The sequence below is a fragment of the Peribacillus sp. V2I11 genome, assembly GCF_030817135.1.
GTDB classification, from domain to species: Bacteria; Bacillota; Bacilli; order Bacillales; family DSM-1321; genus Peribacillus; species Peribacillus simplex.
In genome coordinates this window covers 184,902-205,153 of record NZ_JAUSYW010000002.1, presented here as the reverse complement: position 1 = coordinate 205,153, position 20,252 = coordinate 184,902, and the positions used below count along the sequence as shown (strand labels likewise).

The window sequence follows — 20,252 nt, the reverse complement described above, 5'->3', positions numbered from 1 at the left end:
AACCGGTTATCCGTATAGTTTTGACATTTCAAAATCAAAGGATCTGTATAGCAACGATAACGTATTTTTCTCAGACAATTTTCTAATCGTTATATCGTACGATTCAAAAGTGGATCGCAGGGAGTTTGTCATTTCCTCCACCTTTTTTGTTAGAATAGTTTCAGTACGTTCTAAATCTTGGAACGTACGTTTATTCATTTTCTCCCTAATGACAACAAAATGTTGTTTTGTCGACATTTCATCCTTCATCCTTATCCCTTGGAAGTGATCGATGTAAGATGTGATTAGGGTTCGCTTGTATTCATTACCTGGGTTATCCTTATTCTCCAGTTCATGCAAATAGCGTTTTTTCCAACCTAAGTTATAGGAACGGAAATCCACTGGAACCGTCATCGATATGGTTTGTAATTGATCATGGACTTGACTCATTAAGAATGAACCGTAATCTTCAAATAAACGATTCTGTTCATACTCCGCCAACAAATCTAGGTTGATACCACTCACTTGCAGGATGGACGTCAGATAACCATTTTTCAAAAGGACATAGTCTTTGTATATCCCTTCTATAATACTTATGTCTTGAATTGTCGATTTTCCCTTTTTTATAAGGGTTTCTACTTCATAGTCAAATTCTTCTCTATCCATTTTCTTATTATGATTAACCACGGAAATCATCCCTTTTATTCGATTTCATAAAGAACATCTTCTGTCTATTGTTGTAATCAATAATTCGTTTTAAATAGCTACTATATGTGATATTTGGCCGAGCAGATATGGGACGTAAAACAGCAAAGGTTAAGGAGCCTAACAGCAAAAGGGCCATAAAGAACAATTTAACCATCATAAATCCCAATGAATAAGGGGGAATGAACAAGATAATGGCGGAAATAACGACCGCCGGTAATATATATCTAAAGAAATTCCTTAATGATAAGCCTTTAACAATGTTATATGATCGATCGACATTATCAGGGAAAACAAACGTTTTCCCCTTGCGACTGTCTTTTTTTCCAAGTAACTCTTTGAGAGCCGCTCTAAGCTCTTCTTTTTCCGTCATCTAGTTCACCTCAATTAAGCGAATAACGCGTACATCCACGGAACAAGCCATACAATTGCGGCTGCTAACCCTACCCCTGCCAAAGCCATTCCTACTCCACGAAACATTTCGTTTTTGGTATGAGGATCATCCACGCCTGGTAATTTTTTAATGATGATCCATATGGATACGCAGATGCCTACTGTAACAACAAGCCCCGTTAACAATGTTTGAACTTGTTTCAGTCCCTCTTTGATTTTTGCTGATACATTGGCTGCTGCAGATGCTTGCTCTGGGGCGATATGTAAAAGTAAAAGAATTGCAGCAAACATCAGTAAGAGTTGTAATTTTTTTAACGAAATCATATGTTTCCTCCTTAGTCGTTTTCCCTAATTTCTTTGAATTGAATATCGGTTTCCACCTCTTGTACCTGTATTTCTTTCCGCTTTTCTAGTTGAATGTGATTATTTAAATTTCCCAACTGTTTCTCGGCCTCTTTCTCAGAGAAGTAAGGGGAAACTTTTTTCACTTTTCCATTGCCACTCAATTTCCCAATATACGAGCCAACTTGATTTGAAATCACCTCAAAATCATGTTGTTTCGCTTGGCTTTCTTTATTTATTTCCATGCCATAAAACGCAAGGAAACCTTCTGCAATAGAACGACTATCCATGATAACTTCATCAAACAATACTTTCATTCCTGGGTTATCTCTTACTCTTTCCATCCATTTTTCTGCAATGTCAGGCAACCAGACGTCTCGTTCTTTTTGATTCTCTACTAATGATAGCCTTGTCCCTTGACCATCATTTGAAATATTTTGGATTGTAACAGTCTTTCCTAAAAGATCTGAAGGAATAAAATGCTCTTCTAAAGCCCTACGAAGAGATTGTTTTCTAAGTTTAGGATCATTTTTAAGTTCCTCTTTTACAACAAAGGTGCGTGCTTGTTCGATATTTTCATAAGTTGTTAGGGTTTTATAAGATTTTGCTAAATTTAGCCGAAGTTGTTTATTGTCATGGAGGGAGAATGCTTTTCCATCATCCACAATGAAGAATGAGTGCATTCTAAACTTTTCAAATTGGGAGGTTCCGAGTGTATTTTGAAGCAAATCCTCTTTGGTTGGAAATACTGGTGTGACGATGTGCGCTTCCTTAAATTCTTGTTTATAGACCCCGAAGTACGCATCTTTATCCTTCAGGATGAGGAAAACACTTTTTTTCTTATCGACTGGGAATGTTTCAATGTAATTCCCTTTTATTTCAAATAACTGAGGGTGATGTTCCTTTATCATGGCGTAATATAGCTCATACTCAGCCTCTGTCTTCTCTTCGGTTGACCAAGAAGTGGAATCTTGTTTCAAACTCTTCTTTTCCTGGTTCATGAGACTTGTCTTATTTAAACTTTTTTGTTTAGACTGTTCAATCATTTGTAGAATAGAGTCAGCAATCGTAAGCATGGAATCATTGACCGATCTTTCAATCGAATCATTTCTCATAACAAGATCATCTCCTTACTGGGTCGAAATGATATTACAGAATGCAACAACTTAGAGTTCATCTGTATCTCATACACAAACAATTTTCCCTCTCCACTAAAAAGGATGCTATGGCAATACCTCTGACGTCTCTCTTGCTTGTATTTTACCAGCGATATTCCTTTTATTGATTAAATCAGCCAAAAAAATACAAAAAATGAACCTATTGATGGGATTCGTAGTCATATAACCCTAACTTTTCTGGTTAGTATTCTAGAGACTTTAGTCTTGTTATTATCCTTTTTACTAATCCTTGATCTATTCTTTTCTGGCTAGATCAACCGCTAGATTCTGATTTAATTAAGTTTTTTAAGTTCATAACGGTAAAAACCTTCTTTTAAGAAGAAAGAAAACAAAAATACGCGGCTGCATTATTCTCAAGGAATAATACAGCCGCGTATTTTTGTTGTTATATTATCGTTATTGTTCCATCATCTTAACATCTTCCATATGCTTTGGAACATATTCATTAAATTGGTTAAATAAATAATTAAGGTAGGAGTTTAGTTCAAATCGATCTTCCTGAATAAAATTGACAAATGGGGTTTTATTTTCTTCTTCCATCTTTTCCTCCCCTTTACTTTATCTTAATATCATCCAGAACCTTAAGCACACACCAATTTGAAGTTCATTACATTTTCTGTTTAGAAATAGTAATTTTTTAATGAATCATCATTTTTATAAATGTATTGGCCCTGCTACGCCAAGATACCATCGCCTGTTTTTATTATAAAAGAAAACGCTTACATTATCCAGTGTTACTGTAATACAAATTTTTACAAAACCTTCGAATATAAAATGTACGACCTGCTTTGAGAACTTTGTAAAAAGATCCAGCCACTCGACGGAACCCCCTATATATAAAATTTCCAGTTAAAAAGGGCTCTTTCCATTTGATTTGAGTGTAAAATTAACAAAAAAGAGACTGATTCAAATTAGTCGTTATTCAACGACCTTTTGAATCAGCCTCTTACATATATCTGAGCTCTATTTTTAAAAGTGTTTTATCCCTTTAAATTGGTCATCTTCCCCAACTTCAATAGTTTAGAAAGGGCTTCGTTTGATTGACCCTTACCTTCCTTAGCATTTTCTTCATGATTGACAGGCGCTTCAGATGGAACGATTGGTGAGGAAGCTGGCTTACTTTTCTGGGATACCGGCTGCACCATTTGCTGGGCAAGCGCCGCCCCTTCGGGATTCCCTACAATTAAAGAAACGATATTATAAAGAATCCTTTGCCCTTCCTCCGTTTTCAAAAGTGCTAATTGATCATTCGCAAAGGTATCTAGTGGAAGGTAAATACCTTGTTCTTTATAAGATCCATTCCGAACCTTTAATCCATCTTCAATAAGCGCGCTAATAAGTTCATTTCTGCTTTTAAAGCTGTCTACCAACTCATTAAATTCATTAGCCCATTTTATCGAGGTTTTTGGGGTATATTGAATTCCCCTACCTGGAATGATTTTTCTATTGGACAACGTTACCACCACCTTGTATCACAACTAAAAGAAGATGCTGCTCCTACTCTTGAATTTTTATGCTTCAATTGATTGCTTTTCAATTTCAGCAATAATATTTTTCAAGAGATATGCCTTACTTGTAAAGAAACTGGCTTGATCGATATTCGGAGGAAATAAACAATCTTCATCTATAAGTTCCGCTAGGTATTGATAAGCGAAGAGAAGCCCTCCCCCGACGATAATCATTTGCCCAACGTTTGTATCAACAAAATACCGGATGACTTTATCCTTCACTTCTTCGGCATATTGTTTTGTATATTTTTCTACTATCTTGGTGATATCTGCTGTTTTGGACTGCCATGTCGCTTTAAAGACAGGAGAATATTTAGGTTTTTTAACCATTTTATCGATTTCCGGCTTGATGAACTTCCTCATGAATTCTTCACGTGTAAACGAAATCTTAGGAGTTTTATTCACCCTTTCAAAACGAGCCCTTATGCTGTCGAATTCCTTTAGTTCAGCTGCTTCTTTCATGATTAAATCAATATATTTATTTGTACCTATCAGATGGTTTGTAGATTTAGTTGAATTTAAACCATTTTCATCATAAAGAGCTAAATCCAATGTTCCAGCTCCCAAATCAGCTATGGCAAACTCATCATGGATTTGTGATGAAAATTCAGTTTCCACCACTTCCCCATCCACTAAATCAAAGGCCAATGCTAAGTAGCTCGTTACGCCTTCCACATTAAGCTGAACATCCGTAATGTTAATTGTTATGGTCTTGCCTTTATAAGGCCCTTTTATTGCTGTAATTTCATGCTCACCCATATATAAGTTGATTTTTTCGGAAGACGCCTGTTTGGCCTCTTCTATTGGAAGTCCAAAACTCAATGGAACGTCTACCTTATTGGTCTTACCCGATTTCCAAGCAGCTAAGGCTAATCCCGTTAAAGTTGTAACAACATGGATTTCATTCCCTAATTTATCTCTTGCATCACTGCTGGTTTCTCTTAAATTATTTTTGTCATTCGTTGAAATTTGAGCATATTCCCCTACTGTATAATAGGCATTTGTTCGATTCTTTGGTAAGGCTTTACTTTTAATATGTAAATGAAGAATCATATCATCTGGAAAAGATTTATCTGCGCTTTCATCTGGCATATCTTCGGCAGTCGTTTCCGCGTTTTCCCCGATAATACTCGCGATATTTAATGAAACAACATTTCCATTTTGATCGATATACGTAATTTTATTAGAAATGTTACCGCTATCCACTCCTGCAATTAAATAATCCTCTTTAAATAAAAAATCAAGTTTTGTCATGGTCTTCCTCCTTCGGACTAATCTAGTTTAGTCTACTTACTATCCAATATATAGAGATTCCCTGTTAAAGTCAATGAAAAACTAGCGCTAAATTGACGTTAACGATATCCTAACGCTGATTTAATATCGTTAAACTAGCGATATCCCGCCGTTTAACACACACCTTTGTGAACAATCGATTCGTTTTAACTATATATTTGACGGTGATTTGACGTTATCGGTCATTTAACGTTGGGGACTGTAGGCGAATTCACTCCATATAAACCAAAATAAACTAGATTAGATTAGTTTATTAATGAGATAACCATCCACAAATTAACGCTAATAATTTTATATTGTTGCATTCTACCGCTAAATTAATGTTATCGGTCATTTAACGCACGAAATGTAGAAAAAGCTCAATAAAAATTTAAACTAGATTAGACTAGATTGGTTATTATTACACTTCCAGATTAATCTAGACTAGATTTAAATTGGTCGAATTCGTTCATTATTTCTAGTAAAGCAAACAAACCTAGTTGATTAGTCTTTATCTAGTAGGTAAACTATAGATACAGATAAATTGACGCTTAGCGATAGGTATATAAAAATAAGCTATAGTTAAACTAGCGTTAAGAGGAGGGTTATCGTGACAAACAGAGTCCAGGCAAATAAGGATTTCATTACAGAAGCACTTCGTGACGATGCTTTATTCACTTCGTTGGTGCTTGATAAGGAATACAGTGCCAAACTATTTAAAGAAGATATACTAGAGTTGGATCCGAATGCTATGTATTCAACCACCGATTGTTCCGATAAGATCTTTAATATCGCTAATTCGACGTTAAGGTATTACGTTAGGATGCTAGAGGGATATTTAGAGATTTATGTTGAAGGTAGAAAGAAGCGATTGCCATTTCTCACTGTTTTTAAAATCCATATGACTTTACTGTCAATTGAGAGGGGAGAAACGATTTCCGATATTCAAGTTAAGTTATCGCTAAAGTCGATTCCTCAACAAAATGGCGGAAAAGCAAAAGGGAGTAAATATAATGAGGATACCTTAGATCAATTATTCTCGGAATTTGATAGAAGGCAGAATGTAATGATGAGAACCTTCACGCTACAAAACACAATCAATCTAATTGAAGTGGAGTTGCTGAGAAGGAGAACTGGAATAGCTGATAGACAAAGACAAATTGAAGTTATAGAAGAAAAGATTAAAAATCATCGGTTAAATCGAAAAATGGATCGACAAGCAGCGAATGTGTTACGAAAAAGTTTGGAGCAAAAGAAAAATACAGGCTTTTTCTCTTTCTTTGCAAAAAAAAGTACAGAAGATACTCTGAATATAGAATCTGACATACTAGTGGATGAAAGGGATATCAAAGCTGACCATATAGAAGTGGAACTCATTGAAGAAATTAATGCAATAAGGCAGAAGATTAGTCAAATGGAAGAAGAATCACTTGCTTTAGAAAAAAGGTTAAAATCTGAAACAGCACTTCTTACCAATGAAAGGGAAGTATTAGAACAAACTATGGAAGATTAATGTTTCTTTTTTATTTATTTTTGGTCTATGGGATAAGGTTGGAAATTGGAACCTCCCAAACCTTTATATGTAGTACGCTTTCTGGAAGATGGATATTTAACATTTCATTTTGTAGATTCAAATTAGGAATAAGAGTGTCCTTTTGCTTTATGAAGATCAATGTGGTCTATAGCCTCTCAATGAGCTCTCTAGAGCTTTATAGCAAGTAAAAGGGGAAAGGGGCCTTGCCCCTTAATTAAATACGTGCAGGAAATAGATATAAGTTTAGGCCACCGTCTTGGGTGGTCTAATTTTTTTACAAAGTATTTTCTTTTTTAAGGTATTACTTGCAGAATTTTTGGTGAAAAGCGATTTCCTGAAAGGTTTTATAGAATGCTGCTCATTTGCTGAATTTTCATAGCTGCCGTTTTAAGCCCGCCCCAACTAATTGGAGGTTTCTTCTGTTGATTGTATAAAATTTATAAAAAATGAACCTTAATCTAACTAATGTGGTTGATTAATATTTCATTAGTTTTCAAATTTGTAATTTTTGAAAGGCACATTGTTTTACTGCGAGTACATTATTCTTAAAATCTATTATTCTAAATTCTGTTTGAAGTGATTTATTTCGTAAATAAACAAATTTAATAAAAAGGCATATTTAATAAGAGAAAACAGATTTAATAAAAGAAACAAAAGTAATAGGCATTTTTCTATTGTTAGGTATATCCCTTGAGGGACAAGGGTTCTAGCCATTTCTAAGAGTCGTTTTAACAGAGTTTCCACTTTCCCACATATAGAATGTAAAAGAAGTCACATATACACAGGGCTTTTTTTTAACTATTTACATATTCACAGGATGGTATTTTTAATATCCACTATTACACAAGTCTATATTCGGAAACTATTAGACGTAAAAAAAAATCCTTCTCAGAAAATCTGCCAGAAACCGTGACAGAAGAGGGAAGGAAAGACTTTTGTTATAAGGGAATACTTCAATGTTTTTTTTTGAGTATATTCGAATAGCCCTGTGAATGTCTTATTTTTTCACAAGGCTGGATTAAGCTATTAAATTACACCGTGTAGCTCTGGTGCTTGGCCGGTTTTGGTGTATTCTCTGATTTTGGCTTCATGGATTAATTCATAAGGAATCTTTTTTAAGGCCCCAGGAAGATACTTTCTAAAGGCCATTCTGAAAAAGGCGCCAATCGAATAGAAATGGAAAGAACCTTTTCGTTGTTTTTCTGTATGTATATGAATTCCTATCTGATCCATTGTTTGTAAAAAGAAGTTTTTCATGAATCGATCACGTATGGTGAAGCTTTCATAGTCCTCATCCATAAGATAGTTCAGTTTATTCATTACTTCCTGCTTAAAGGAAATCATGACATCGATTTGGTCTCTTGGTTTAAATTTAATTTGATGTCCATCAAAGAAGTAGGTGAGCTCTTTTGATAGTTTTGCCATGAGTGAGTTGACATTGAATTCATCCGTGTTTTCTTCCACACATTCCCGCTTCAAGGAAAAGGAGGCTTTTTTAATCCATATTTGCTTGCCACGAACCTCTATCCCTGTGAATTCGATGGAAAAAAGAGCTTCTAAAACGCTTAAAGTTTTACGAACCCCTTTTGCATTTTTGTTTAGTTGAAGTTTAAGTGTCTTCATTGTCCGTTCTTGTTTTATTTTTTCCATTTCACCTGTCTTGCTGAAAGACAGACCAGTCCGGAATTGGTTAAGTAAGGATAAGAGAAGTTCGATACCTTCCGGGTTCGAGGTCCGTACGAATTCTGCTAATATATTCGTTTCAAAAAGGGCGTGCGGTATGATTAGGTAGTTGAGAGATACACCATTAAGTTCAGGTGTATTATACTTATCAACATCTTTTAACACCATAACAGGTAACCCTTCGTGGATTTCCTCTTTTACAAAATGATGATCTTCTAAAAACTTTTTTCCTCCCCAAAGGGTAGAATAAGAAATTCCAAGTTTCTTTGCCCAGTAAGAAAGATTATATTCCTTAAGCATGCCTCGTTGGTTTTGTTCTACTTGTAATTGGTTTAACATGGTCATATATACGACATAGGCAGAGGCAGGAGGGCGCTCAAATGACTGATCACGAAGAAAATGGAATTCTTTTAAGATGGCGTGATGCATTCTAAAACCATCGATTCTTATTCTGGATTCTTTCATTTTAGGCCCTCCTCTCGTCTATTTTTCTAGTTTGAATTATAGCAGAATGGAAAAACAGGAAATGCTGTCCTTTATTAAGGGATTTTCAAAGTTGCACAACGTGTGCTCATCCCTTGGGGGGCAAGGGATTGAAAAAAACTCAAAATATTTTTGTGTGAAAGGAAACGTCATTTTTTCACACGGTTTGTGCATATTGTGAAAGGAAACGTCATGAATTGATAGATAAGCAAATTAGGATAAACGTTGATATATCAATATTTTCATAAGATTGCCCATCCATAAATGGCCAAGAATAAAAAAACTTGCACAGAAATGTGTGCAAGTTTGTGTGAGAGCAAACGTCATTTTTCTTCATTTTAGAACAAAAAGAGATAAGTTTAGGTACTATTTTGTGAGGACTCCTAATTTTTGCTGAAATTTTGTTGGAGATTTAGGGGTGTAAAAGGTTGTTTGATCAAAATGTTTTAAAAAATCTCAAATCAAAAACAGGGAATTGTGCACATTGTGAAAGGAAACGTCAAACAAGAAAAAGTTGCACAGCTTATTATGGATGAGTGAGATGTGCAAGAAGGTATCTATCTTAGGGGATGTTGTTAACGGAAGATAAACTTGCATACCCTTATCATAGTGCACATTGTGAGAGCAAACGTCCAATGAAGGAAAAGTTGCAATCCCATATAATGGTGTGCGTATTGTGAAAGGAAACGTCATTCTTTAATCATTAAGAGGGTTAAGATAATCACTGGTATATCAACGATTTATAAAAAAAAGCCATTTATAATCGAACTAAAATCGTAAAACTTGCACAAAAACGTGTGAAAGGAAACGTCATTTCCCTTTTTATTTGACCTGAAGGAGATTACTTTATGCAAGGCTTTTGGTAAAGAACCTATATTTAAAAAGAAGATTTATATTAAAAGGAATGTGCACATTGTGAGAGCAAACGTCAAATAAAAGATAAGTTGCAATTTTTTCGCCCTGGACCGATTGTCTATGTGTGTTTTTCGTTCCACTTGCCAAAGGGAAAAAACATCCCCCTTTGGCGAACAGATGCGCTTCGCAAGTCAAAAGGGAAAATAACAACCAAGAACCCCAAAACCATACTAAAAAAACTTCCGTTTTTCTTGATTAAAGCAGGCATCGACCCTGCATAGTGGTTGCTGATGCAACCTTTTTAAAAGTTTGAATGATTATTCAAGAAAGTCATTAGATCATGAAAATGCACCCTTGGTTTTACCTACGGCTATAGCACAAGTCATATTGAGACGAAAACGAAGTATCCGAAGATGAGTAAATAAAGGAAATAAAGAAAAAAGGAGAATATATCGCAAGTGAACAGAGAAGAAGTGTTATGTGCACATTGTGAAAGGAAACGTCAAAATTAAAAAAGTTGCACGTTTAAACCGTGTGTTGACAAAAGCAACAATGCTCACTCATAATTACCATATTACTAGATTAGAAGGGGAACACATATGGATTTTTTAGTAGGAGTTAAAGAGGTGGGGGAAATTCTCGGATGGGATCGGAGAAAGGTTTCCACCTATCAGCTGCGTGGCGTGCTTCCTAAACCAGTGGTCCAATTATACAGTGGTCCCATATGGTTTCGAAAACAAATCGAATTTTATAAGGTTGGGAAAGATTTTGGTGTCAGGACTTATTATATAAAAGATGAGATGGTCTATGAATGTATGCATAATCAACCCTTCAAAGATACTATCTATTCCCCTAACGACATCAAAGAACAGATGGGAAATTATATCCTTTATCAGGAAAAGGACATCCAACAGTTGAAAAATGCCATCCTAGAAAAAAATCCGATCGTTCAGTTCCTTTCTTTTGAGTCCGTTAGCTTTCTGCACGATTTGGGTATTTTGGAAACCGTTGTTTTTCAAGATTACATCCAACAGTACTCATTTGAGGACATAGAGTCGACAAAAGAAGGGCGGGTTAAAGAATAATGTTACAACCCCTGCAAACGAAATTTTTGAATGTCATGAAAACGATTTTTCCAGATTATCCTCAACTCTTTGTCGATTGGAATATGGATATCAACCATCTTATGTCAGGTCAAGATGATTACCAGCCTAGCCAAACATTAAAAGCATTTTTTGTGATTTTGGATAGCTTGGTGAAAGATTATGGATTGAAATTCGAGGATATGGAACAATGGGTTGATGATTACATAGAAGAAATTAGGAATTTTGTCCTTCCATACATACAGATTATAGGAGAAGAGAATTCAGCACCTTCCCCAAAGTCTAACAACAGGGAAGTGATAAATGCCTTGTTGAATCAAAATTTTGCCGAGTCCGGTTCGGCCTTATTATTTCATAAATTAAGGGAGACCATAAGTAAAAATGAATTCGACATTGCGACCGAGATTCCTACTGCAAGGATTGCGGAGAGGGCTTTAGAAGCGACGGCCCAAGTGAGGGCAGAAAATGATTATCTGATGATGAAATCAAATGTAGCCATCGAACAATGGAAAAATCTCACCTCTCAAGCCATCACGTCGATGGATGACTTAACCGCAGATATTTTTGATATTGTCTCGATTCTTTGGATGCAACAGGCTACTCATAAGGACCAAATGATTCATTTCCATACGGATGATGCTTTGAATCTAAGGAGATTGCAAGGTCGGAAGGAAGATTTAGACGGCTATCAAATGTCTTATCGAAAAAAAGAACGTGATGATATCATGAAAAGGTTGGCTGCTCTCACAACGATATGGATTAGAATTGAAAAAGAGAATTTGAGGTTCATCAATGAGGATCAGGGAGATTTTGAAGAAATTGGACAAGTGCAGTTTAATCCCTTGTTTTTGGTGGATAGCGTAACGGTAGCCTATCGGGGGGATAACCCGATTGGTATTTATGAATGCAGCATTCGTCCAGGGGAATTGCTTGCCAACTTCTTGTACGGTTCCCAAAGGAGCAGTGGGCTGCTTGCATTAAAGACTCTAGAATACCATCCAATTAAGCAAAAGTACCATAAACGGTTATCCAGGTACCTGTCCTGGCAGTGGAGGATTCGCCAGAAGAGTGCAGACTATCTCAGAGCTTATCATATTGGGGGAGACAAAGGGCTTTTAAAAGTCATGGATTTGGATGTGAATCCTCGATATGGTTCAAGGATTAGAGAACAATTTGAAGAAATATTGGACACCCTGCAGCAGGATGGAATCATTAAAGGGTGGAGCTATAAGGAAAAAACCCTTGAGAAGCAAATTGAGCAGGAGAGAAATTGGTTCGCAAACACCTGGTTGAAGGCACGTGTCCAAATCATCCCACCTACTGAAATCACGGGAATGGGAGATGACCAGGACTTATTATTGATTGAGGATCAGGACTATGACACAGAGAATTTTCTAACGATGTTGAAGGGTATGACGGACAGGGAGACTGGTGCAACCAGGGAGATGGTTGAAGAAAAGCAGGTTTCTCCTGAAACGATAAATAAGGAAAGAACGGATCGGGGATTAAGCATTTTAGAGGCAGCTAAGGAAATGGGAATCTCCCATAGTACCTTGTCCCGGTATGAAAGGAATCTAATTAAACGTCCGTATACAGTCAGTTTAGAAAAAATGAAAGAGTGGTTAAATGAAAAATAAGCATCTAAACGATGCTACAGGCTGTCGACAAAGTCGACAGCTGTTTTTTATAAAAAGTTTAGCAACAATATATTGTGTCCTTCTTTCAAATTTACAACTAAATATGCTAATTAAAAGATAAAAAAACCCCTTTTTCTCCAACAATTCTTTGGGAAAAGGGGTTTGTCTACACTCTGAAGCATCTAAACGATGCTTATTTTTTTTTGAAGATTTTCCTAACATATCATGCGGAGCATCTTCTCAGTAATTAAAGATAAAGGCATCCTAGTTGAACAGACATAAATATTGAAGGGGGTATGAATGATCAGTTATTTCAAGAAGCAAAAGAACGTTTATACCAAAAAAGATTGAGGACATTTAAATTTTTGTGATTGAAATGAAGCAGAGAGCAAGGATTGCTGGTGGAAGTGCTATTGGTGACTAAGTTGCCTTGCTCGAAATATAATATTCCCTCAAAGGGCTAATGTTACATATCAGACAAAAACTGTGATTGTTACAGTCAGAAAAAAGTAACTATCCAGCGTCCAGGTCAAATGTTACTACAAATACTAAAAATAGATAGGACTTGTCCCCCTGTTTAGTAAGCCAATTCGATATCCGATTACTTTGGAGTAAGTATTGATGAAAATATTTTTGGATGAATAGTCCGTTGATGGTATGCAATAGAAGAGAAGAGAAGTTGTTGGTTAACGAAGGGTAGCGATAGTTGAACAACGAAAAGTTAGGTAATGAGCTTGGAGAAACTTCTACAAGCTCATTATTTATGCAAATAGTATTGTGAATGCATAGGTTCATATTTTGAGATTTAGCCTGAGGTAAATTGACTTTCCCCTTCAAATGTGTTCCTTAGCGTTTCGTATATTCTATTCGATTTCGTCATCAAGCAGGCGCAGGATATTTTCTACGACACCCGCATGATTACCTTTTCGAAATTTATCAATAAAGTCTATATAAAGAAGCTCAAATACTTTTTCTAGTGTGTAGCCATGTTCAGGCTGAACTTCCTCCATATCGGCTAGCAACACCTCTCCACGTAAGGCGAATTTCCTTCTCATGCGTAAATTCAATGTTTTCATTTCTTGGTTCTTTTCTTTATGGATTAATTTAAAAGCAGATTCCCCATACTTTTCAAGTCTTGAATCTTTACCAGCATACTGATCCAATGAGGTGAGCAATCGGAATATGGCCATTGAGTCCGGATTCTTTTTCGCAAAAAGTAAGAAGTCATTATATAAAAGATTCATCAAGTCGTTTTGTTCGAAATGCAGGTCTGATAGGTCTTGAATATCTTCACAGAAAACTTCTGCTCTTAGAAAAAGATTCAAGGGGACGTCTATGCTCAGTAAGATGGTTGAAGATTTATTTACCTTGTGGAGAAGCTTTCCGATAAAGTTTGATGATCCGATCAAAGATAGTTCTTCATCTATAAGATTGGCTTGGCTATATTTCCCCATCGGTTACGCCCCCTAGTTGTGCTTTTTTTATATGCTTCTACAAATATTCGATGAGCTGCTTTTCGAACGCTACATTTCCAAACGGCCGCATAATCGCCTATCTTTTGATAAGTTTCATGATCTACTTTGCAATGAACCGTGTAAGGCTGGTCTGAATAGGTGACGTCAGGGTATACGAGCACCTGTTCAAGTCCAAACAATAGTATTTCAGTGCCCAAGGCTGTTTTAGAGCCATTCCAGTATCGTCGGGATTCCCGCCTAAATATCATGTCCATGGGTTCGTCCACGGGGATTTTTATGTCATGAAGCTTATCCGAACGAACTTTCCTTTTTTGTGGTTCAATCATTTTTTTATTAGAAGAAGAGAGAACCGGATTCAAATGGTTAACCTTTCCCATTTGCTTTTCCCCTTTCAAAATCGTCTTTTTCTTTGGGTTGGTTGGTCAGTTGGTTACATCGTTACGCTATGCCAAGAGTGGAGGGAGGTATATTTGCTAGGGATTGTGGCAAGGCTTTTTTTAAGTGAGGTGATACGAAATGAGTAAAGATATTTCAAAAGAACTGGCTGAAAAGCTTGCTAATAAGGCATCTACGCTACATTACGTAAAGAGCACAAATGAATCTAAAAAGAAATAATTAGCCCAAAATAATCTTAATGCCACCCTGTTCATTGATTTTGTATGGGGCTAGATTTTGTTTTTTAATATAGTTTTGATCTGTCCAGCAACCTTCTTCATCCCGCCCCCAATCCGGGCAGGGGAGAGGGACGTCAGCAATTTTGTGTTTTTGGAGGATACTTTTATACTCGTTTGAATGTGCGGCCACAAATAAGGCCAAACGGATAATTTGATTACGATCTAGATCGGTCGCTTTATACACATTCTCTATATATTCTTTATAAACGTCCGGGTATCTTACTGTAGGTCTATACACCATTATCCTTCCTCCTTTTACAATAGTATATGGACGTCTGCTGGTTAAAATGCCATTTGGTCAAATATCGTAATGTGTAAAGTTTGATTATGGAATGACTAAACTAATTTAATCTGGTCTGGTTTTTAAAAAAACAAAATAAACCAAATTAATCTAGATTAGACTAGATTAATTTGGTTTGGATTAGTTTATTTTATTTTCTGTTATTGTTATTTGAAGACATAGATCTTTCATTGTAATAATAATAGAAGGATAGTAAAAAAAGAAAAATTTGTCTGTTTTGTTTTACTACTACACCTTTAAATTAAGAAGTAAGAGGGGGCATGTCCTACCTGAAACAGAGAACGATAAGGCCAAGCCTAGATTTTGAATAACAAGAAGGGTTCATCTTTCTTTAAATCAAAAGTACGTGTGCTTCGGCATTAATATCATTGATAACCACGACCTGTAAGGTTAACGCCAAACACTCCGTTATTTAGTATCATTTACGGCTATCGGCACCATAGAACGTTCCGAAAATCAGAAGATATTTAAAGACAAAGAGAATAAAAGGCTCAAGGAGAACCTGCATATTCATATAAAGAACTACTATCTAAAAATCGATTTTAAAAGGCAAACACATATTAGTCATGGCTAATATGTGTTTGCCTTTTTATCGAGGTGAAACAATCTATAATAATTTCAACATGATTTATGCCATTTTTTTACCTTAATTCATCATTTACATTTCTTACTTGATCTATTTTTTTTTTTTATACATAATTACTTTAATGACAAAATAAATACCATAACTGATAAGAACTAAATAATATTGGGTATAAAAACTAAAAGAATAAAAAATGGTTCCTCTATCATGAAAATTAAAATGAAGAAAATTTAAAGTAGCGAAACTGTTTATGTGTGGTTAATTTATGGGGCTTCCAAGAATGGCTTTATCTTATTATTTTTAATGGACTTCTTCATCTAAATTTTTTATCTGTCGAATTACATATTCTTGATTTTTATTTTTAAAATTAGCTAATACTTTTAGTAAGTTTTCAGTGTCCTTTAGGGACAAGCTTTCTTCTTCTAAGTACTTTTCCAGAAGTGCTCCTTTTTGAATCAGTCTTCGCGTTCGTTCTTTTCTAGCTTCGTTTGAAACTTTATGTTCTAGAACCCTCTTCTTTTGCTCCAGAACCTTTATTCGGTCCTTCATTTTTTGTAATTCTTCGTTAGGCATATGAATTACCCTTTAGGTGGATTTTGTGAAAAATTCTTCTCTTCCTCAGTATCCTCTTTTGAAGAAGAGGCTTCACTTAATGATTTCACTTGATTATTAAATGAATCTATTAATTCCTTTGCTTCATTTACATCTTCCACTTCCCATGAATCCATTAGATATTTCCCAATCTCCCTTTGAGTGTTGTTCAATATCCTTTTCTGTTTTTCTTTCAATCTTTTGATTTGCTCTTCAATACTTAAAATTTGTTCTTTAGTATTTTGTTTTACCAACACCAGCACCCCTTGTGGATATTTTTCCTAATTGTAGCACTTGTACTATAATATGGAAAGTGATAGAATGATCCCGAAGATTTAGATCAAGGGCGCACTTATATACCACTATCGTGATATTGTGCATTGGCTTCTCCTTCGAAGAAACCAATTTCGTGAAGCGTCTGAAAAATTCGCTTCGCTCATGTTAGTAAAAGAAAGTGAGGTGCTTGAACTGTGGCCATCTATCATTTCTCCAATCAGATTATTTCAAGAAAAAAGCAACAAAATACCATTGCTGCAGCTGCATATCGGTCTGGTGAGAGATTGGTAGATGAAAGAACCAATGAGTCCAAGTTTTATAAAAGACAAGTGGAACCGATTACTCATATTCTTGCGCCTAGTCATGCACCTAAATGGGTATATGATCGTCAGCAATTATGGAATGAAGTGGAGAAAGTAGAAAGACAATGGAATGCACAACTTGCCCGTGAAATGAATGTAGCCTTACCAAAGGAACTATCTCATGAAGAGCAAGAACAATTAGCCATTAAATTTTGTAATGATGTTTTTGTGAAAGATGGCATGGTTGCAGATTTAGCGATCCATAGAGATGATGAAGAAAATCCACACTTTCATATCATGTTAACCATTCGACCTTTTAATGAAGAGGGAACATGGGGAAATAAACAAGTGAAGATTAAAGATAACATTAATGGAAAACAACATATAAAAGCCATACATACAACTGATTGGAATACCAAAGAAAAGCTTGTTTACTGGAGAGAGCAGTGGGCGACTTATGCAAATCAATTCTTAGAGAAAAATGGTTTTCCTGAAAGGATCACACATTTATCGAATAAAGATCAAGGGCTTGAAACACTCCCGACCATTCATGAAGGAGTTGTTGCAAGGCAACTGCAAAATGAAGGGAAAGAATCTGAGAGAATTCGAATAAATATGGAGCGTAAAGAGTACAACAAAATCATCATCGAACTGTCAGAAGTGAAGAAAGAAAAACAGATAAAAGAAAGAACAGAGAAGTTTGTTCGCCGCTTCACTCCTTTAGAGAAAAAACAACTACGTGAGTCAGCCAAATCCTTACGACTTTTTGTCAATTACGAAAACATTAACACTAGAAGGAGCCAGTTAGACATATGGCATGCGCGACTAGAGTTTAGTCAGGATTCCGTTGATACATTAAAAAAAATGAACCGGATTGAAAGAGAAACAGACATGTTAGATCAAGCTGAAAATATTTTGGAAAATGAGGCCAATAGGTTTTTAGAAAAGTATTATCCGAATTTTAATATTGAGGATCATTCTAAAGAACAAAAAATTGAGGTTGTTGAAACAACGGTCACGCAGAATAAAAGGTTAAGTAGCCATGAAATTGAAAAAGTTATTACCTATTTAGAGAAAAAGCAAATCGAAAAGGACTTATATGTTTTACTGAACAATAGACCACAGTTTGTTCATTCCATACAAAAAGAAATACAAAGTGCAGAAAAGCAGTTCGAGAATTTGCGTTTGAAAAATGGGGTTAATTTTGCTGATGGATCAACAATCAAAAATGCTTCTGAAGAAGAGTTACGTAAAATGCAGTTTTTATTAAAACAAAAAGAGAATTTGAATAAATCATTAGGCCTGTTGGGACTGCTTTATGACCACCAGCTTCAAGCTATGTATCCTAATTGGGATGGACGTAATTATTTATCGATTGAACAAAAGGAATTCTTTGTCGTGGCAGAAGAGTATTATGAGAAAAACATTACGCCTGAGGATTTTTCAAACCCACCAAGAAAATACTCTAAAGATGAACAAATTGAAATTATTTCCTCTTTTTATCAAATTAGTAACGGTCATATGAATTCATATAAACGAAATCAATCTATTGAGCTCTTAAAAAAGAAGTATCCAGATTTCCAAACGGATAATCAATCTTATAAACGTATGTTCTATTATGAGTGCATGCGATATTCAGATGAAATTGGCCAAGAACGAATGAATCAACTTAAAATTGCATTTGATGTCCAGTCTGTTGGTAAAGAAGAGGACTTCCAACTTGAGCGTTCCACCACTTTCGGTCCGAAAACTAATCATAATTCAAGTTTCTTGTCTTATGATAGTTCTGATTTCTTTTCTATTCTTGAGAATGCCATCCGTGAAGCTGATCGAAAATGGAGAGAAGATGAACTTGAACAGAAGAATAAAAACAAGAGGAAAAGACAAAAGGGAATGGAACGCTAGTATTGGTGTTATTTGATGGAGGTCGAACACATTTTAATGTTCTTTGTCGTAGGCTTGCTATCTCACCCTTTTTCGTGGGTGAACAACGAAGTAGATACATTAATTGAAAAGAAGCTGGATCACTAACTTGAAGCATTTTTGGGGGTCCTCTACCGACTTGAAAGCTACAACATATGGTCCAATGACTATGTAGAACCATCTGTTTTTGGTGAAGATAGAAATCTGAGTCATATAGCCAGGGAAGGCTTTTATTGTTCATCACTTGTGCATGCGGTTAAGAAAGTAGGGGTAGAATAAGTTTCATTATCTTCTACCATATCGGAAACTTTGCTTGCAGCTGTAAAGCGCGGGGAAAGTTAGTTGAATAAGGAATGGGTAAAATAACAATATGTTTTCAAATTTCCACATAAAAACATTGATGAAGTGAGTGCGTAGCCTTTCACAATGAAAAGGAGCAATAAATGTTAGAGAATGAGAATTCACATATCGCTGGATTGGGCTATAACAAGAAGGAGAGAAAAATATGGGGAATACAGAGGTAGAAGTCTGTGATATTTGTTTATCAATGCAAGACACTAAGCGATTACAAGTGAAAAGGTATCGTGGTCAACGATATAGAAATGTTTGTTTGCCTTGTATTTCAGAAAAAGGTTTGGAAAATATACCGGAATATAATCCTACTAAACTACAAGAATTTGTAGATGAAATGGAATGGGATGCAATCGTACCAACTATCCTCTATGATGATAACGGCAAGGAATATCTAGGGTTTGCTAACGGACAAACGAATTTGCTCGCAAAAGACAAAATGAGATTCATAGCTGAGGAATTGCTAAAGACCGTGGAATTGAACGGATTGGCTGAGTTTATCGAAAATCATAACGAAAAAACATACATGATAGCTCTTTATTCAAGGGACCCAGAAAATACAGACAAATTTTTGGTTCCCCTTGACCGACTAAACATCAAAAGAAAGCAGTTTAAGAAAAACAAGGTATGGGGCTTCACGTGCGGTAACTGCTCCACGAAAATATCCAGCAAAGACGGTGGGGAATATTTCTCTATCAGCCCGAGCCAGATATTTAATTATGGTCCAACTGAAAGAGCATGTTCTGAAGGTTGCATGAAAGTAATAGCAAAAGACATTGTTATGGAGTGGATCAGCGACAACGATTACCATGATGATTTTGATACAGACAAATTGGGCAGAAGAATCACAGAGCATATAAAACAGGCTTAATAAAGGAGAATGGATATGGAAACAAATTATGAAGCAATTGAAGCGGCAATGCTTCTGGTAACTTTAGCTTAACCAAGATGATCCACAAGGATTAACTCAATTGTAGTGTTAATGGTTAAAATAAAGTAATTACCTTAAATTAATTTTATTTGAATTGTTTGCATTTTGTAATATTATTTTTTTGAAAATTCGCAACAAAAAATGCTAAAGGAGTTCATTCATTAGAGTAAGGC

18 protein-coding genes are annotated in these 20,252 nt (G+C 35.6%); 5 read left to right on the top strand and 13 right to left on the bottom strand.

The window, feature by feature from the left end; genetic code table 11:
* Positions 1-6: 6 nt before the first annotated feature.
* The 7 genes from trsD to QFZ73_RS27540 all read right to left on the bottom strand — a co-directional run bounded on the left by trsD (position 7) and on the right by QFZ73_RS27540 (position 5,359).
* Positions 7-666 carry a TrsD/TraD family conjugative transfer protein gene (gene trsD, locus QFZ73_RS27570; RefSeq protein ID WP_307273728.1) on the bottom strand — a complete coding sequence of 220 codons (660 nt, stop codon included), beginning with the start codon at positions 664-666 and terminating at the stop codon, positions 7-9.
* Positions 659-1,057, bottom strand: a complete 399-nt coding sequence (locus QFZ73_RS27565) for a hypothetical protein (RefSeq protein ID WP_307273724.1) — start codon at positions 1,055-1,057, stop codon at positions 659-661. Before QFZ73_RS27565 ends, trsD begins: the two co-directional genes overlap by 8 nt.
* A gap of 14 nt (positions 1,058-1,071) precedes the next feature.
* A complete protein-coding gene (locus QFZ73_RS27560; RefSeq protein WP_307273721.1) occupies positions 1,072-1,401 on the bottom strand; it encodes a CagC family type IV secretion system protein in 330 nt (109 codons plus the stop codon).
* Between the two features lie 11 nt (positions 1,402-1,412).
* Positions 1,413-2,534, bottom strand: a complete 1,122-nt coding sequence (locus QFZ73_RS27555; protein WP_307273718.1) for a hypothetical protein — start codon at positions 2,532-2,534, stop codon at positions 1,413-1,415.
* 459 nt (positions 2,535-2,993) lie between these two features.
* A complete protein-coding gene (locus tag QFZ73_RS27550) occupies positions 2,994-3,137 on the bottom strand; it encodes a hypothetical protein (RefSeq protein ID WP_251433109.1) in 144 nt (47 codons plus the stop codon).
* 440 nt (positions 3,138-3,577) lie between these two features.
* Complete coding sequence (locus tag QFZ73_RS27545) at positions 3,578-4,051, bottom strand: hypothetical protein (RefSeq protein WP_307273712.1); 474 nt, start codon at positions 4,049-4,051, stop codon at positions 3,578-3,580.
* 57 nt (positions 4,052-4,108) lie between these two features.
* Positions 4,109-5,359, bottom strand: a complete 1,251-nt coding sequence (locus QFZ73_RS27540; RefSeq protein WP_307273709.1) for a ParM/StbA family protein — start codon at positions 5,357-5,359, stop codon at positions 4,109-4,111.
* Between the two features lie 628 nt (positions 5,360-5,987).
* Between QFZ73_RS27540 and QFZ73_RS27535 the strand changes: the two genes are divergently transcribed.
* Positions 5,988-6,890, top strand: coding sequence for a hypothetical protein (locus QFZ73_RS27535; RefSeq protein ID WP_137017307.1), 903 nt, complete (start codon positions 5,988-5,990; stop codon positions 6,888-6,890).
* A gap of 1,047 nt (positions 6,891-7,937) precedes the next feature.
* Here QFZ73_RS27535 and QFZ73_RS27530 read toward each other — a convergent pair.
* Complete coding sequence (locus QFZ73_RS27530) at positions 7,938-9,059, bottom strand: hypothetical protein (RefSeq protein ID WP_307273704.1); 1,122 nt, start codon at positions 9,057-9,059, stop codon at positions 7,938-7,940.
* A 1,472-nt stretch (positions 9,060-10,531) separates the two neighbouring features.
* Here QFZ73_RS27530 and QFZ73_RS27525 point away from each other — a divergent pair.
* Both QFZ73_RS27525 and QFZ73_RS27520 read left to right on the top strand, forming a co-directional pair.
* On the top strand, positions 10,532-11,017 hold the full coding sequence (locus QFZ73_RS27525; RefSeq protein WP_061466452.1) for a hypothetical protein: 486 nt from the start codon (positions 10,532-10,534) through the stop codon (positions 11,015-11,017).
* Positions 11,017-12,672: a helix-turn-helix domain-containing protein gene (locus QFZ73_RS27520; RefSeq protein WP_307273700.1), complete on the top strand. Its 1,656-nt coding sequence runs from the start codon at positions 11,017-11,019 to the stop codon at positions 12,670-12,672. Before QFZ73_RS27525 ends, QFZ73_RS27520 begins: the two co-directional genes overlap by 1 nt.
* Positions 12,673-13,535: 863 nt before the next feature.
* Here the strand turns inward: QFZ73_RS27520 and QFZ73_RS27515 are convergent.
* The 5 genes from QFZ73_RS27515 to QFZ73_RS27495 all read right to left on the bottom strand — a co-directional run bounded on the left by QFZ73_RS27515 (position 13,536) and on the right by QFZ73_RS27495 (position 16,550).
* The gene (locus QFZ73_RS27515) at positions 13,536-14,126 is read right to left on the bottom strand and encodes a hypothetical protein (protein WP_307273697.1); all 591 of its coding nucleotides are present in this window, start codon (positions 14,124-14,126) and stop codon (positions 13,536-13,538) included.
* Positions 14,096-14,524 carry a hypothetical protein gene (locus QFZ73_RS27510; RefSeq protein ID WP_307273694.1) on the bottom strand — a complete coding sequence of 143 codons (429 nt, stop codon included), beginning with the start codon at positions 14,522-14,524 and terminating at the stop codon, positions 14,096-14,098. The genes QFZ73_RS27515 and QFZ73_RS27510 overlap by 31 nt, the downstream gene beginning before the upstream one ends.
* A 238-nt stretch (positions 14,525-14,762) precedes the next feature.
* The gene (locus QFZ73_RS27505; protein ID WP_373459045.1) at positions 14,763-15,059 is read right to left on the bottom strand and encodes a hypothetical protein; all 297 of its coding nucleotides are present in this window, start codon (positions 15,057-15,059) and stop codon (positions 14,763-14,765) included.
* Between the two features lie 946 nt (positions 15,060-16,005).
* Positions 16,006-16,278, bottom strand: coding sequence for a DUF3847 domain-containing protein (locus tag QFZ73_RS27500; protein WP_251433087.1), 273 nt, complete (start codon positions 16,276-16,278; stop codon positions 16,006-16,008).
* Positions 16,279-16,283: 5 nt separating this feature from the next.
* The gene (locus QFZ73_RS27495; protein WP_307273689.1) at positions 16,284-16,550 is read right to left on the bottom strand and encodes a hypothetical protein; all 267 of its coding nucleotides are present in this window, start codon (positions 16,548-16,550) and stop codon (positions 16,284-16,286) included.
* Positions 16,551-16,766: 216 nt separating this feature from the next.
* Here QFZ73_RS27495 and mobQ point away from each other — a divergent pair, with 216 nt between their 5' ends.
* Together mobQ and QFZ73_RS27485 are read left to right on the top strand one after the other, a co-directional pair.
* Positions 16,767-18,779: a MobQ family relaxase gene (mobQ, locus tag QFZ73_RS27490; protein ID WP_307273687.1), complete on the top strand. Its 2,013-nt coding sequence runs from the start codon at positions 16,767-16,769 to the stop codon at positions 18,777-18,779.
* 523 nt (positions 18,780-19,302) lie between these two features.
* Positions 19,303-20,019, top strand: coding sequence for a hypothetical protein (locus tag QFZ73_RS27485; RefSeq protein ID WP_307273684.1), 717 nt, complete (start codon positions 19,303-19,305; stop codon positions 20,017-20,019).
* The last annotated feature ends 233 nt before the right edge of the window (positions 20,020-20,252 follow it).

Coding starts and splice junctions, on each gene's coding strand:
- QFZ73_RS27500 (WP_251433087.1), bottom strand. CDS start 16,278: ATGCCTAACGAAGAATTACAAAAAATGAAGGACCGAATAAAGGTTCTG.
- QFZ73_RS27525 (WP_061466452.1), top strand. CDS start 10,532: ATGGATTTTTTAGTAGGAGTTAAAGAGGTGGGGGAAATTCTCGGATGG.
- QFZ73_RS27555 (WP_307273718.1), bottom strand. CDS start 2,534: ATGAGAAATGATTCGATTGAAAGATCGGTCAATGATTCCATGCTTACG.
- QFZ73_RS27510 (WP_307273694.1), bottom strand. CDS start 14,524: ATGGGAAAGGTTAACCATTTGAATCCGGTTCTCTCTTCTTCTAATAAA.
- QFZ73_RS27520 (WP_307273700.1), top strand. CDS start 11,017: ATGTTACAACCCCTGCAAACGAAATTTTTGAATGTCATGAAAACGATT.
- QFZ73_RS27530 (WP_307273704.1), bottom strand. CDS start 9,059: ATGAAAGAATCCAGAATAAGAATCGATGGTTTTAGAATGCATCACGCC.
- QFZ73_RS27540 (WP_307273709.1), bottom strand. CDS start 5,359: ATGACAAAACTTGATTTTTTATTTAAAGAGGATTATTTAATTGCAGGA.
- QFZ73_RS27550 (WP_251433109.1), bottom strand. CDS start 3,137: ATGGAAGAAGAAAATAAAACCCCATTTGTCAATTTTATTCAGGAAGAT.
- QFZ73_RS27560 (WP_307273721.1), bottom strand. CDS start 1,401: ATGATTTCGTTAAAAAAATTACAACTCTTACTGATGTTTGCTGCAATT.
- QFZ73_RS27485 (WP_307273684.1), top strand. CDS start 19,303: ATGGGGAATACAGAGGTAGAAGTCTGTGATATTTGTTTATCAATGCAA.
- QFZ73_RS27515 (WP_307273697.1), bottom strand. CDS start 14,126: ATGGGGAAATATAGCCAAGCCAATCTTATAGATGAAGAACTATCTTTG.
- QFZ73_RS27565 (WP_307273724.1), bottom strand. CDS start 1,057: ATGACGGAAAAAGAAGAGCTTAGAGCGGCTCTCAAAGAGTTACTTGGA.